The 13,265-nt window shown below is 68.2% G+C and carries 12 protein-coding genes; 7 read left to right on the top strand and 5 right to left on the bottom strand.

What is annotated here, in order from left to right; genetic code table 11:
• Positions 1-386: 386 nt before the first annotated feature.
• Both QI633_RS18290 and QI633_RS18285 read right to left on the bottom strand, forming a co-directional pair.
• Positions 387-1,124 carry a response regulator transcription factor gene (locus QI633_RS18290; RefSeq protein ID WP_282426651.1) on the bottom strand — a complete coding sequence of 246 codons (738 nt, stop codon included), beginning with the start codon at positions 1,122-1,124 and terminating at the stop codon, positions 387-389.
• Positions 1,121-2,311, bottom strand: coding sequence for a sensor histidine kinase (locus QI633_RS18285; protein ID WP_282426650.1), 1,191 nt, complete (start codon positions 2,309-2,311; stop codon positions 1,121-1,123). The genes QI633_RS18290 and QI633_RS18285 overlap by 4 nt, the downstream gene beginning before the upstream one ends.
• A gap of 196 nt (positions 2,312-2,507) precedes the next feature.
• On the opposite strand from QI633_RS18285, the gene QI633_RS18280 reads away from it, so the two are divergent.
• The gene (locus tag QI633_RS18280) at positions 2,508-3,293 is read left to right on the top strand and encodes an ABC transporter ATP-binding protein (RefSeq protein ID WP_349016734.1); all 786 of its coding nucleotides are present in this window, start codon (positions 2,508-2,510) and stop codon (positions 3,291-3,293) included.
• Entirely contained in the window at positions 3,293-5,545 is a 2,253-nt protein-coding gene (locus QI633_RS18275; RefSeq protein ID WP_282426648.1) for an ABC transporter permease, read from the top strand. The genes QI633_RS18280 and QI633_RS18275 overlap by 1 nt, the downstream gene beginning before the upstream one ends.
• A 62-nt stretch (positions 5,546-5,607) precedes the next feature.
• On the opposite strand, the gene QI633_RS18270 is transcribed toward QI633_RS18275, so the two are convergent.
• The gene (locus tag QI633_RS18270; RefSeq protein ID WP_282426647.1) at positions 5,608-6,075 is read right to left on the bottom strand and encodes an Lrp/AsnC family transcriptional regulator; all 468 of its coding nucleotides are present in this window, start codon (positions 6,073-6,075) and stop codon (positions 5,608-5,610) included.
• A gap of 155 nt (positions 6,076-6,230) precedes the next feature.
• Here QI633_RS18270 and QI633_RS18265 point away from each other — a divergent pair, with 155 nt between their 5' ends.
• Complete coding sequence (locus QI633_RS18265; RefSeq protein ID WP_282426646.1) at positions 6,231-7,553, top strand: amino acid permease; 1,323 nt, start codon at positions 6,231-6,233, stop codon at positions 7,551-7,553.
• A gap of 27 nt (positions 7,554-7,580) precedes the next feature.
• On the opposite strand, the gene QI633_RS18260 is transcribed toward QI633_RS18265, so the two are convergent.
• Positions 7,581-8,330 carry an enoyl-CoA hydratase-related protein gene (locus tag QI633_RS18260; RefSeq protein ID WP_282426645.1) on the bottom strand — a complete coding sequence of 250 codons (750 nt, stop codon included), beginning with the start codon at positions 8,328-8,330 and terminating at the stop codon, positions 7,581-7,583.
• Positions 8,331-8,406: 76 nt separating this feature from the next.
• The gene (locus QI633_RS18255; protein WP_282426644.1) at positions 8,407-9,390 is read right to left on the bottom strand and encodes a zinc-binding dehydrogenase; all 984 of its coding nucleotides are present in this window, start codon (positions 9,388-9,390) and stop codon (positions 8,407-8,409) included.
• 264 nt (positions 9,391-9,654) lie between these two features.
• Here QI633_RS18255 and QI633_RS18250 point away from each other — a divergent pair, with 264 nt between their 5' ends.
• From QI633_RS18250 to QI633_RS18235, 4 genes are all read left to right on the top strand, one after another.
• Positions 9,655-10,494 carry an SDR family NAD(P)-dependent oxidoreductase gene (locus QI633_RS18250; RefSeq protein WP_282426643.1) on the top strand — a complete coding sequence of 280 codons (840 nt, stop codon included), beginning with the start codon at positions 9,655-9,657 and terminating at the stop codon, positions 10,492-10,494.
• A gap of 28 nt (positions 10,495-10,522) precedes the next feature.
• Positions 10,523-11,362, top strand: a complete 840-nt coding sequence (locus QI633_RS18245; RefSeq protein WP_282426642.1) for a mycofactocin-coupled SDR family oxidoreductase — start codon at positions 10,523-10,525, stop codon at positions 11,360-11,362.
• A 70-nt stretch (positions 11,363-11,432) separates the two neighbouring features.
• Entirely contained in the window at positions 11,433-12,344 is a 912-nt protein-coding gene (locus QI633_RS18240; protein WP_282426641.1) for an SDR family oxidoreductase, read from the top strand.
• Position 12,345: 1 nt separating this feature from the next.
• Positions 12,346-13,263: a fumarylacetoacetate hydrolase family protein gene (locus tag QI633_RS18235; protein WP_282426640.1), complete on the top strand. Its 918-nt coding sequence runs from the start codon at positions 12,346-12,348 to the stop codon at positions 13,261-13,263.
• Positions 13,264-13,265: the final 2 nt, after the last annotated feature.

The raw sequence follows: 13,265 nt of genomic DNA, 5'->3' as shown, positions 1-13,265 counted from the left end.
GGAGGCCTTCCGTCCTGAGTCGCGCGTTGCTCGCCCGCCCGATCGACCATCGCGCCCTGACTCGACGATGCGTTGATTATTGTCCACTTCGCGTTTAGTGTGATCTGTTGTGGCTGCACCACGGGCGGCGAGGCCTCGACGCCTGCGGGTGGGTCACGGGATCGGTTCTCCGCGCTGCGGATCGGCTCTCGCCGATCGCGCACGGACGCGCCCGGAGGGCCGCGGAAGCGGCTGCACAAGACTGACGACCCGACGAGGTGAGCGCGCAATGATGCCCTTGATAGCCACGTTCGCTTTCATGTTGATCCCTGTCTGGATCCCCCTGCTCGCTGCCTTCCTCGGCGCGATCGCAGACCGTCTTCGCGTGCGCTGAACCCGTGTTCGGGTCAGCCTCGATCGGCATCGCGTGGTGGGTCGGTGTGGGCCAGCCCGGTCTGGTAGGCGATGGCGACGAGCTGGGCGCGGTCACGTGCCTCGAGCTTCGTCATGGCGCGCTGCACGTGCGCCCGAACGGTGAAGGGGCTGAGGTACATCCGGTCGGCGATCTCCAGGTTGGAGAGTCCGGTCGCGACGAGCGCGACCATCTCGCGCTCGCGCGGGGTGAGCGTGGTCAGCAGGGTCGCCCTGGGGGAAACGGCGCTGTCCGGCGTGGCGAGGAAGCGGGCCACGAGTGAGCGGGTCGCGGCCGGCGACAAGAGGGCCTCCCCGTCGGCGATGGTTCGCACCGCGTCGAGCAGACCGTTGGCGTCGATCCCCTTGCCGACGAAGCCGCTGGCCCCGGCCCGGAGCGCCGCGGCGACGTACTCGTCGGTCTCGTAGGTGGTGAGGATCAGCACGCGACTGGTACGAAGATCGGGATCAGCGCAGATCTCCGCGGTGGCGGTGAGGCCGTCCACGTCCGGCATCTGGATGTCCATGACCACCACGTCCGGGTGCAGGCGGCGGGTGAGGTCCACCGCTGCCCTGCCATCCCCGGCCTCGCCGACCACGACGATGTCGTCGGCACTGTCGAGCAGGGTCCGGAAGGCCCCGCGGAGCAACGCCTGGTCGTCGGCGAGCACCACCCGCAGGGTCTCGCCACTGCGTCCGGCCGACCGTGCGTCGTGTGGTGCGTCCTGCGTCATCGGTCCTCGCTCGCGGCTGGGCCCTCGGGGGTGCCTCCCGCAGAGGGGAGGGGTAGGTGGGCGACGACGTGGAACCCTCCGTCGGGTTGTACGCCGGCGGTGAGGTGGCCGCCGACCGCGGATGCGCGTTCGCGCATCCCGATCAGACCGTAGCCGGCCGGGTGCTCCGGCGGCGTGCTGGACCCGAGGCCGTCGTTGGTGACGGTGATGGTCACCGTCTCGCGGCTCCACGTGAGCAGGATGTCGGCGCGACCGGCAGCGGCGTGCTTGGTCACGTTGGTCAGGGCCTCCTGGATGATCCGGTAGGCGGTGAGATCCACCGCTGGCGATGGTGGAACGGCCACGCCGTCCTCGCGCACTGAGAGCCGCAGCCCCGCGCGCCGGAACGACTCCACGAGCTGCGGGAGACGATCGAGCCCGGGTGCGGGCTGGGCCGGAGCGGCCGCATCGTCGCGCTGGCGGAGCAGCCCTACCGTGGCCCGCAGCTCGTCGAGAGCTTGGCGCGTGGTCCTCACCAGCTCGTCGAGGCTTGCGCGGGCCTGAGCGGGGTGGGTGTCGATGAGGTGTGCGGCCACGTTCGCCTGGGCGTTCGCCAGAGTGATCTGGTGGGCCACCAGGTCGTGCAGCTCACGGGCGATGCGCACCCGCTCCTCGGCAACCTTGCGGCGCGCCTCGCTGTGCTGGGCCTCTTCGGCCCGCACCGCCCGTTCCTCCATGAACGCGAGGTGGGCGCGTCGGTGCCTGGTCAGACGTCCCAGCACGGCCGCGACGAGCGGGGCCGCGGCGACGGTCACCAGCCTGCTCGCGTCCTCCCAGGAGACGTCGTCCTCGACGAACGGCGCGAGGACGACCAGCAGCGCCGCACAGGGGAGCAGTACGGCGATCGCCGAACGACGCTCCGCGCGCACGGCCAGCGAGTAGGCACTGATGACGGCGGGCGCGACGGTGAGGGGCGTCAGGAGCAGGCCCAGGGGCGCGACGAGCATCCCGCAGACGGTCGTGGCCGCCAAGGTGGCGACGGGGGCACGATGTCGCGCGAGGGTGAGGGCGGACGAGATCGCAGCGACGGCGTACGCCATCGCGGGGGGCGCTGCGACGGTGTCGTCGACCTGCAACGCGCCGCCGAGCAAGCAGGTCGCGAACGCTGCAGCAGCGATCGCTCCGTCCCGACACGGCCTCGCTAGCACGCGGCCAGGGTAGGGGACGCTCGCTCAGCAGGTGCACTCTCTAGTGCATCTGCACCAGGGCAGCGTGGCCGGTGGTCCGGACGCACCAGCCCGGAACGGTGTCGCTCGACGATGTGTCGCGGTGCGGATCTCGACAGGGTTGAGGGAGAACGTCCGACACCGGTCGGGCTGCAACCCCGAGGAATGAACGTTGAAGATCACAGGCGACGACGCGGTGCGGCTGACGGCCGTCCGCAAGGTCTACGGCAAGCGCGACAACGAGGTGGTGGCGCTCGACGGCGTGACGACCCGGTTCGGCCGAGGAACCTTCACCGCGATCATGGGGCCCTCAGGATCCGGCAAGAGCACCCTGCTCCAGTGCGCGGCAGGTCTCGACCAGCCGACGTCGGGCTCCGTGCTGCTCGAGGACCACGAGCTCAGCGAGATGAACGAGACCGAGCTGACGAAGCTGCGGCGCGACCGCATCGGCTTCATCTTCCAGTCCTTCAACCTGCTCCCCGTCCTGACCGTCCGTCAGAACGTCACGCTTCCGCTGCGGCTCGCCGGGCGCAAGCCCGCTCGGGGGCAGGCGTCGACCGTCCTGGAGCAGGTCGGCTTGGCAGGACGGAGCCATCGGCGCCCCGCCGAGCTGTCCGGCGGCCAGCAGCAGCGGGTCGCGATCGCGCGCGCTCTGGTCACCGACCCCGCCGTCATCTTCGCCGACGAGCCGACCGGAGCGCTGGACACCAGGACCGCGCGAGACATCCTGGTTCTCCTCCAGCACGCGGCACGGACAGCCGGCCAGACGATCGTGATGGTCACCCACGACCCGGTTGCGGCGTCGTACGCGGACCGTGTCCTCTTCCTTGCCGACGGACAGCTGGCCGGCGAGCTCCACGCACCGACCGCGGAGTCTGTTGCCGAACGCATGACCCATCTGGGCGCGTACGCCGACGAGCAGTCGCGGTCCCGGTCCACGACGATCGGTGGAGGGCAGCGCTGATGCTGCAACTGGCACTCCGCACTCTGCGGTTCCGGGCGGGCATGTTCACCGCTGCCTTCTTGGCGATGTTCTCCGCCGCGGTCATCGTGATGGCGTGCGGTGGACTGATCGAGACGGGGATCCGCACGGCCGTGCCCGCTCATCAACTGGCGGGCGCCGACGTCGTCGTGGTCGGCGACCAGGAGTATCACCACGCAGGCGGTGACCCCGACGAGCCGCCGATCCTGCCCGAGCGGGTACGCATCGACGCCGGGCTCGCGGACGCCGTCGCGGCCATGCCCGGCGTCCGCGAGACAGAGAGCTTCTTCTTCGAGGGTGAGGCGCCCCCCGGGACTGTCGACGCGATCGGCGTGGTGGCCGAGGACGGGACCGACATCGACGAGCTGCGGGAGAGGATCGACGCCGAGCTGGACGACCAGACCACCACTCTCGTCGGTGACGAGCGCGGACAGGCGGAGCTGCGCGAGGCGAAGGCCAGCGGAGTGACGGTGATGGCACTCGCGGGGGTCCTCACCGCATTCGCGCTTCTGGTAGCGGTCTTCGGCGTGGCCTCCATGCTCGCCCTCTCTATCGCCCAGCGCCAGCGGGACCTGGCGCTGTTGCGGGCCGTGGGAGCGACTCCGCGTCAGCTGCGCCGGCTGATCTTCCGTGAGACGCTCATGCTCTCCGTGACAGCTACTGCGCTGGCCTACTTCCCCGGCCAGTTCGTGGGTGAGTTCGTGTTCGACCAGCTCACCGATCGCGGGATCGCCGCTGAGGGCGTCACCTTCCACCAGGGCTGGGTCCCGACCGTGGCTGCGATGGCCGTGGCGATTCTCGCTGCACTGGTCGGTGCCTTGGGCGCAGGAAGGAGGGCCTCGCGCGTCCGGCCGACGCAGGCACTGGCGGAAGCCCAGGTCGAGGGCAGGCTCATCGGCAGTGCACGTCTCCTCCTGGCGTTCGTCGTCCTCGCCGGCGGGATTGCTCTCACCATGGTGACCATCACGGTCATGAGCGGCCCCCTCACCCCTGCGACGGGCGCACCTGCTGTGCTGCTCCTCGCCATCGGACTGGCCCTGTTGGCGCCCGTACTGACGAGGCTCACGACCTTCGCGGTCCAGTGGCCCGTGCGTGCCCTGGGCGGTGTGACCGGCCAGCTTGCCGTCCTCAACGCCCGGGGGCGCAGCGGTCGGCTGGCTGCGGTCATGGGGCCGGTGATCTTGCTGACCGCTGTGTCGACGGGCCTGTTGTACCTCCAGACGACGAACGATGAGGCCGATCGCCGTGGTTTCGCCGACAACCTCGTCGCGGACGCCGTCGTGATGGCCGATGGTGGCTTCGATCCAGAGGTCCTGGTCGAGATCAACGACCTCCCCGGCGTCTCCGGTGCCTCGGCGTACGTCGACAGTGTGGGGTTCATCGAGAAGCCGAAGGACAGCTCGCCGATGCACGAGGGCTGGACCCTTCAGGGCGTCACCGCCGAGGGCGCCGACGCAACGACGCCCGTCGAGACCACCGCCGGAGCGCTCACCGACCTGCGCGGCGACACGATCGCGCTCGACGACTCTCATGCCGACCGGCTGGGGGTCGGCCTCGGCGACACGATCACCCTGCGGATGGGGGACAACACGGCGCTGGACCTGGAGGTCGCGGCACTGTTCTCCGCGCCGGAGGACTACGACACCTTGCTGCTGCCCGCCGACACCCTGGCCGCCCACACCACTCAGGGAGTCGCGGACCGGGTTCTCGTCACGGCGGCCGACAACATCGGACCCGCGCAGCTCGAAGCAACGCTCGACGCCTGGGCGTCCGGACGCGACGGGGTCAGTGTGTCCGGCCGGGAGGTCCTGCTCGAGGAGTACGACGACCAGAAGTCGACCGCGAACTTCGCGATCTACATCATGGTGGTCATGATCGCCGGGTACGTCGCGATCACGGTGGTCAACACCCTGGCATCGAGCATGATGGCACGGCGACGTGAGCTCGGGCTGCAGCGGTTGGCCGGTTCGACCCGCGGACAGGTGATGACGATGGTCGGTCTCGAGGGCGCGATCGTGGCTGTGAGCGGGATGGCGTTGGGTACGGCCGCGGCGACGGCGATCCTGGCTCCGGTCAGCCTCAAGCGCCTTGACTCGATCCTGCCGGCCGGGTCGCCGTGGATCTATGCGTCGACCGTCACCTTCACCGTGTTGCTCACACTCGGCGCGATGTTGCTGCCCGCGTGGCGTGTGACACGTGGGCGTCCTGCGGAAGCGGCGCTCGCGGTCGAGTAGCCACTGGCCGGATCGCAGCTCGTGGAGCCGCCCTCGGGCGGCTCCACGAGCTGCGCGCGACGTCAGCGTGTCAACGGCGGGAGGCGCTCCCGGACCTGCTTCTCGACGCTCTGATAGACGATCTGGCTTCGGAAGCTCACCACCTCACGACGTTGGCTGAGGCGGTCGATGAGGAATGCATGAAGATGGTCGATGTCCTGCACGGCGACGTGGACGAGAAAGTCCTCGTCACCGGCGATGACGAAGACGGCGACGACCTCGGGCAGCTCGATGAGGGCGGCCTTGAACGCATCGATGACCTCTCGCTTCAGCGGCCGGATGCGCGCTGACACGAATGCCTCGATCTCACGATTGAGAGCCGTGGAGCTGATCTGGGCGTGGTAGCCGCGGATGACCTGGCGAGCGCGGAGCAGGCGCACGCGCTCGAGACAGGTCGAAGGGGCGATGCCCACCCGCCGAGCCAGCTCCCGATTGGTCTGCCGCGCATCGCGCTGCAGTTCGGCCACGATCGCCGAATCAAGTTCGTCCACGTCCTCAAGACTATCTCCTTTCGGAATCTTGTTCGGAGCCGCGCCGATCGAAGTGTGCAGCTGCCTACCTTTTGGGCTGCTGACCGCACAGATGTTCGCCCCGAGGAGATGGTGCGTATGGAGAAGATCGCCGTGGTTCCACGTCAGGACCTGTCGTGAGCGCGCCGGAGCCGCGGCCGGGCAGCCTCGGCGTCCTCGCGGGCACGGTGATGCTCGTCGGTGCCGTCCTGGGGCCCGGAGTGCTGACGTTGCCGGCGCTGGCCGCTGACGCGGCCGGAGCCTCCTCGCTGTTGGCCTGGGTGCTTCTCCTGTGCGCCAGCGTGCCCGTTGCGACAACCTTCGCCGCGCTGGGTGGCGCCCTGCCTGACAGGGGAGGGGTGGCGCATTTCGCGACGCTCGCCTTCGGTCCGCGCCGTGCTGCGCCCGTGGGCTGGTGGTTCCTCGCCGCCGTACCGACCGGTGTGGTGGCGGCCTCGCTGATGGGTGGCCACTACGTCGCGGCCGCCTTGGGTCTGGCCCCCGAGCGCGCGTTCTGGATCGGTACCGCGATCCTGGGTGCGTCGTTCTCGGTGAACGCGCTCGGCCTGCGAGCCACCGGGCGGACCCAGGTCATCACCGCTGGTGTGCTGGTGGCGCTGCTCGTGCCGATGATCGCCGTTTCCTTGGGGCGGATGCGGCCGGAGGCATTCTCGCCCTTCGCCCCGGGGGGCTGGACCGGGGTCGGTACGGCGGCCAGCCTCCTGTTCTTCGCCTTCGCCGGATGGGAGGCGGCGACCCACCTCTCCGCGGATCTGCGAGATCCACGACGAACTCTGCGTCGTTCCACTCTGCTCGCCCTCGGCGTCATCATCCTGCTCTACTCGGGACTCGCCCTCGTCGCCGTCGGGGTCCTCGGTGACGCCGCCGGCGACACGCCGGTGCCGCTGCTCGTGCTCATGCGCGGCGCCTTCGGGCCGGTCGGCACGGCGTTCACCGCGGTGGCCGCACTGCTGCTGACGTCAGGGGCGATCAACGTCTACCTCGCCAGCGGCGCGCGGTTGGGCGCTGCCCTGGGCACGAGTGGCATGCTCCCCAGGGTCTTGGTGGGGCGGACGACTCCGGGCCGCGAACCTCGTCGAAGCCTCGCCTTCCTCGCCGGCTGTTGCACGATCGTGGCGATACCGGTCGCCGCGGATGCCGTCACTGTCGACTGGCTCGTCCGGGGCACCTCTGCGTTGCTCATCTCGGTGTCACTCGCAGGCACCGCGGCTGCCGTGTGGCTCCTGCGCGATGGCCCGCGCCGCGTCGCGGGTGTCGCCTCGGTCCTGCTCGGGATCCTCCTGCTTGCCTCCGGCCCCTTCCTCCTGCTGCCTGCTGGCGTGGGGGCTGTTGCCCTGGGAGTCGGGAGCAGACGCCCTCGAGCCGCTGGTCCGCCACCGTCCGCCGTGGATGGCCGGGCGCGGAACGTGGACCTGCACCGCGTTCGGGGTTGCCGATAGTGGAGCTGGACCTTTGCGCCTCGCCGCTCAGCGGCGCCAGCGGGGTGCACGCTTCTCGAAGAACGCCCGCACGCCCTCGGCCGAGTCGGGCGAGAGGTCCACGGTGGCGATGGCGTGGTCGGTCGCGGTCCAACCCGTGGCTTCGGCCGGGCCGCGTGCGGCGTGCCATGCCCGAAGCGCTGCGGAGACGGCGTCGGGGGAGTTGCGGATGATGCGGGCAGCCAGTTCATGGGCCCGGCTGAGCGCATGGCCCGGCTCGGCGAGCACGTTGACCAGGCCGACCTGATGAGCGCGCTCGGCGTAGAGCGGGTCTGCGGTCAAGATCAGCTCGGCAGCTATGGCCGGCGGTAGCCGGTCTTGGGTGCGGAACAGACCGCCGCAGGTCGGGACCAGGCCCAGCGCCACCTCGGGCAGACCGAACCTGGCGTCGGAACCTGCTACGACGAGGTCGCAGGCCAGCACCAGCTCGAAGCCTCCGCCAAGTGCCGCGCCTTCGACAGCAGCGATGAGCGGGGTCCTTCGGCTACGCCGGATGAGGCCGTACTCGCCCCCGCGGTCGGTAGCCGGGCTCACCGGATCGTGGAGGTCGGTACCCGCGCAGAACGCGGGGCCGTTTCCAACCAGCACACCCACCCGGAGCGTGGGGTCGTCATCCAGTTGGTCGAACGCCGCTGAGAGCGCGTCGGTCAAACTGCGGTCCAACGCGTTGCGGTGTGCCGGCCGGTTCATCGTCAGCTGCAACACCGCGCCGCGGCGACGCACGTCGAGCACGCTCATGACGGCACCACCGCGACCGCATCGTCAGCACAGGCTGCGCCACTCGTGCTGCGCCGCCGACCTACTTGCACGGACCTCACCACTGGCTGGGGGCAGTCGTGAAGACGATCTTGCCGAAGAGATCGCCGTGTGCCATCGCAGCGAATCCCTCTCGGGCCCGCTCGAACGGCATCGCCTGATGGATCAGCGGACGGGCTCCGGAGGCGTCGAGCAGAGACAACATTCGAACGAGCTCTCCTCGAGTGCCCATGGTCGACCCGACGACGCTCAGCTGCAGGAAGAAGATCCGCGTCAGCTCGGCGCTCTCCAGGTCGGGGCCGGACGTCGTCCCCGACGTGATGAGGCGCCCACCGGGCTTCAAGGCGCGAATCGAGTGTGACCACGTCGCCCTTCCCACGGTGTCGAGCACCGCATCGACCTTCACCGGCAGACGCGCACCGTGTTCGAAGGCCTCATGTGCGCCGAGCTCGACCGCGCGCTGCGCCTTGGCCGCGTCCCGGCTGGTCACCAGAACACGAACGCCGGCAGCGCGGCCGAGCGTGATCGCAGCTGTGGAGACGCCGCCGCCCGCGCCCTGGACCAGCACCGTCTCGCCCGGAACCACCCCGCCGCGGGTGAACAGCATGCGGTAGGCCGTGAGCCATGCCGTCGGGAGGCACGCCGCCTCCTCGAACGACAGGGACGCTGGCTTGACGACAACGTTTCGACGGGGCACGGCGACCCTCTCGGCGAAGGTGCCCGGGTGGCGCTCGGACAGGAGGGACCGGTGGGGATCCAGCGTCTCGTCGCCGACCCAGGAGGGGTTGCCGATGATTGCGTGCACGACCACCTCTCGGCCGTCTTCGTCAATGCCAGCCGCGTCGCAACCCAGAATCATGGGCAGGGCGTCCTCGCCGAGTCCTACGCCACGCAGCGAGAAGAGATCGTGGTGGTTGAGAGATGCCGCTCTCACGGTGACGACGGTCCATCCCTCAGGGACCTCAGGATCCGGGCGTTCCCCGACAACGAGGCCAGTCAGCGGATCGTTCTCATCAAATGATTCAGCGTAAACGGCGAACACCCGGCGCACCTTACTGAATTCGCGTGGTTCGTGGGAGATTCCTGCCATTCCACTCAGCCATAGCATCTATCGGCACTCGGCATTGGCAGCCGACGAGTTCGAGTGGTTATCTTCGTCACCTCGCAGTTGTCCGGCCGAGGATTGGAAATACAACCCAGGGCGGCGCACTGCACGCTATGGACGCCGATTCCGATCTCGAGGCGCATCCGCCTTCGCCGGGGCAACGCGGCGTCATGGATCACCCATTCTGCACAGGAGGCAACCGTGTCCACGCTTCGTGGTCTCAAGGGAAGAAACGCTATCGTCACCGGTGGAGCCAAAGGCCAGGGATTCAGCCACGTGCTTGCCCTGGCAGATGCCGGGTGCGACATTGCGGTCCTCGACGTCGTCGCTCCGGTCGAGGGGGCTTATCCGCTGGCGACCGCCGAGATGATGGAGGCGACGATCACGGCAGTGGAGGAGCGTGGAGTCCGTTGTCTGGGACTTCCGTGTGACGTCCGAGACGAAGCTCAAGTCGAGGCCGCCGTCTCCAAGGCGTTGGCATTCTTCGACGGCCGTATCGATATTTTGGTCAACAACGCGGCTGTGGGCCTTGCCGGGTCTATTCAGGAGATCCGAGTAGAGGATATCGATCTCGTTCTCGACACCAACGTTCGCGGGCCCATCCTCGTCACCAAATATGTCGCTCCAGCGATGATCGCCGCTCGATTCGGAAAGATCATCAACATCTCCTCGGGGGTCACCGCCGCCGGCGTTGCCAACCTTTCGCCTTATGTGGCATCCAAATATGCGGTGAACGGACTGACCAGCGCATGGGCAATGGAGCTGGCTGAGTTCGGCATCAATGTCAATGCGGTTTCGCCGCCCACGATCCGCCCCGGCGACGGACAGGGCTCGGGGATGCTCACCGCTCTTGCCGGCCAGTTCGGCATGACACCGCAGGAGGCATACGAAGAGCTGTCCTCACAGCAGAACATGCCCGGTCCGAAGTGGCGCGGCGAGTCGCGCCACATCTCTGACGCGGTCGTCTTCCTTGCCTCGGACAACGCGGACCAGATCACCGGTCAGGTTCTCGCCGCCGACAGTGGCATGTCAGCTCGCTGAGGCACGATTCCGGAAAGGAGACAGCTGCATGGGAAAGCTAGACGGTCGGGTTGCTCTCATCACCGGCGGCGGCCGCGGCATGGGGCGAGCGCACGCGGTTGCCATGGCACGCGAAGGCGCCGACGTCGTGATCTGCGACATCGACTTCCAAGTCGACGGTATTCCGTATCCGATGAACTCGCCTGACGACCTCGCCGAGACGGCGGCGCTCGTGCGGGCAACCGGCCAGCAGTGCGTGGCCCGCGTGGCCGACGTGCGAGAGTTCGACGAGCTCGAGGATGTTGCGAACGCCGCTGTGGCGGAGCTGGGTCGGCTCGACATCTTGGTGGCCAACGCAGGAACGTTCGCGGCCGGGTCGATCGTGGACCTGGAGGTCCGCCAATGGGCGACCGTGGTCGACACGGTCCTGACGGGTGTCTTCAACGCGGTCAAGGCTGTCGCCCCGCACCTCATGGCTCAGAGGTCAGGACGCATCATCGCGACCGCTTCGGGAATGGGTAGGCACGGTACGGCTCAGATGTCCGCCTACACAGCCGCCAAGTGGGGCGTCATCGGGTTGGCCAAGTCGGCTGCCAAGGAACTGGGTCCTTACGGGATCACGGTGAACGTTCTCAACCCGGGCATGGTCGACACGCCGATCATTCGCAACGACCACCTTCGCAGGCTGTGGAACCCGGAGCTCGAGGATCCCACTGACGCCGACGTCGATCGCAAGGTGCTGGAGCTGGGGTTGCACCACATGCCGATCTCGGTACTCCCGCCGGAGGACGTCGCGGCGGCGGCGGTGTTCTTGGCCTCGGACGACGCGCGTTACATCTCGGGGGGAACTCTCGAGGTCGGCGCAGGGTACGCAGCGAACTACACGTGAGGCATCACTCGTTGGACGCGGGGCGCACCCGCCGAAATCACAGGTCGATCAATCGAAGTTAGGACGAGACATGCGGGTGTTTCTCACAGGGGCGTCGGGGTGGGTGGGATCCGCGGTGGTCCCCGAGTTGCTGAATGCCGGACACGACGTGGTGGGTCTGGCAAGAACGACGGCTACCGCGGAGAGGCTCGTGGCGGCTGGGGTCGCGCCCGTCGCGGGGGACCTGACCGATCTCGAGAGCCTGCGCGCAGGTGCTCGTGGAGCCGACGCGGTCATTCATCTGGCCTATGACCACGACTTCTCGCGTATGGGTGCAGCGGGCGAGGTGGATCGAGCGGCATTGCGCGCGTTCGCCGAGGAGTTCGGCGGGACTGAGGTTCCTGTCATCTTCGCGTCCGGGCTGCTCGGTCTGCCGACGCACCGGGTGGCGACCGAGGATGACCTGCTGGACGCCGATTCGTGGTTGCCGCCCCGCCACAAGGCCGAGCTGCTCTCCAAGCAGCTTGCCGAACAGACAGGTGTGCGAACGTCCGTGATTCGGATGGCCCCCACCGTCCATGGTGCCGGTGGTGATTGGGGATTCATCACCAGCTACGTCGAATCTGCCATCGAGCGCGGTGTTGCCGCGTTCGTCGAGGACGGCAGCCATCACTGGCCGGCGGTGCATCGAAGTGATGCCGCGTCGCTGTTCCGGACAGCGATCGAGAACCCGGGGCCCGGTGGGTCGGTGCTTCACGCCTGCGCAGAGAACGTGCCTTTCAAGCAGATCTCCGAGGCGGTGGCTCGTCAGCTCGATGTGCCGCTGAAGCGGATCGAGCCCGAAGAGGCAACGGAACACTTCGGGCCGGCAGGTCCGTTCTTCACCCTCGGCGCGGTCGTGTCCAGCGACGCGACGCAGGCGCGGTACGGCTGGAAGCCGGTTGGTCCCTCGCTACTGCAAGACATCGATGACGGCGTCTACACGCCGGCTCCGGGGATTTGACATGCGCTTCGTCAGCTACCTCCTCGACGGCGAACGACGGGCCGGAGTAGTGGTTCAGGACCGGATCCACGGCTTTGAGCCCGGGGTGAGTCTGCTCAGCCTCTTGGGCGACGACGGAGAGAAGCTGCGCGCCGCTGGAGAGGAAGCGCTCAACGATCCACGACAGGTCATCGCGATCGCCGACGCAGGTCTGATCGCTCCGATTCCCGATCCACCCACCGTGCGTGACTTCGTGACATTCGAACAGCACTACGCCGGGTCGATGTTGGCCGTCGACCCGGGCGCCACGGTCCCGGCTGCGTGGTACGAGATTCCGACCTTCTATTTCACCAATCCCTACGCGATCCGTGGGCCGCTCGACGACATCCCCATTCCACCGGGCTCCCAGCGGTTGGATCTCGAGCTCGAGGTGGCCGCGATCATCGGTCGCGGAGGCCGCGACATCGATGCCGCGTCCGCTGACGAGCACATTGCCGGGTTCTGCATCCTGAACGACTGGTCGGCACGAGACCTGCAGTTCCATGAGATGGCCGTCGGCCTGGGACCGGCCAAGGGGAAGGACACCTCGATCTCACTCGGTCCGACGCTGGTCACCCCGGACGAGCTCGACCAGTATCGATCGGGGAACTCCTACGACTTGGAGATGGTCGCGAGGATCAACGGGGAGACGATCGGCCGCGACAGTTTGAGTTCGATGCATTTCTCCTTCGGCCAGATGATCGAGCACGCAAGCCGAGGCACTGAGGTCAGGCCCGGGGACGTGCTGGGCTCGGGCACGTGCGGGGGAGGGTGCCTCGCGGAGATGTGGGGCCGCCACGGCTCGGACGCACATGAGTCGTTGCAGCCCGGCGATGTGGTGAGCGTGTCGGTCGAGGCGCTCGGCGACATGACGACCACGATCGTCGCCTACGGAAGCTAGGC

The organism is Nocardioides sp. QY071 (assembly GCF_029961765.1).
GTDB lineage: Bacteria > Actinomycetota > Actinomycetes > Propionibacteriales > Nocardioidaceae > Nocardioides.
Note: the sequence above shows the minus strand (reverse complement) of the source record. Positions and strands in the feature narration are given on the sequence as shown.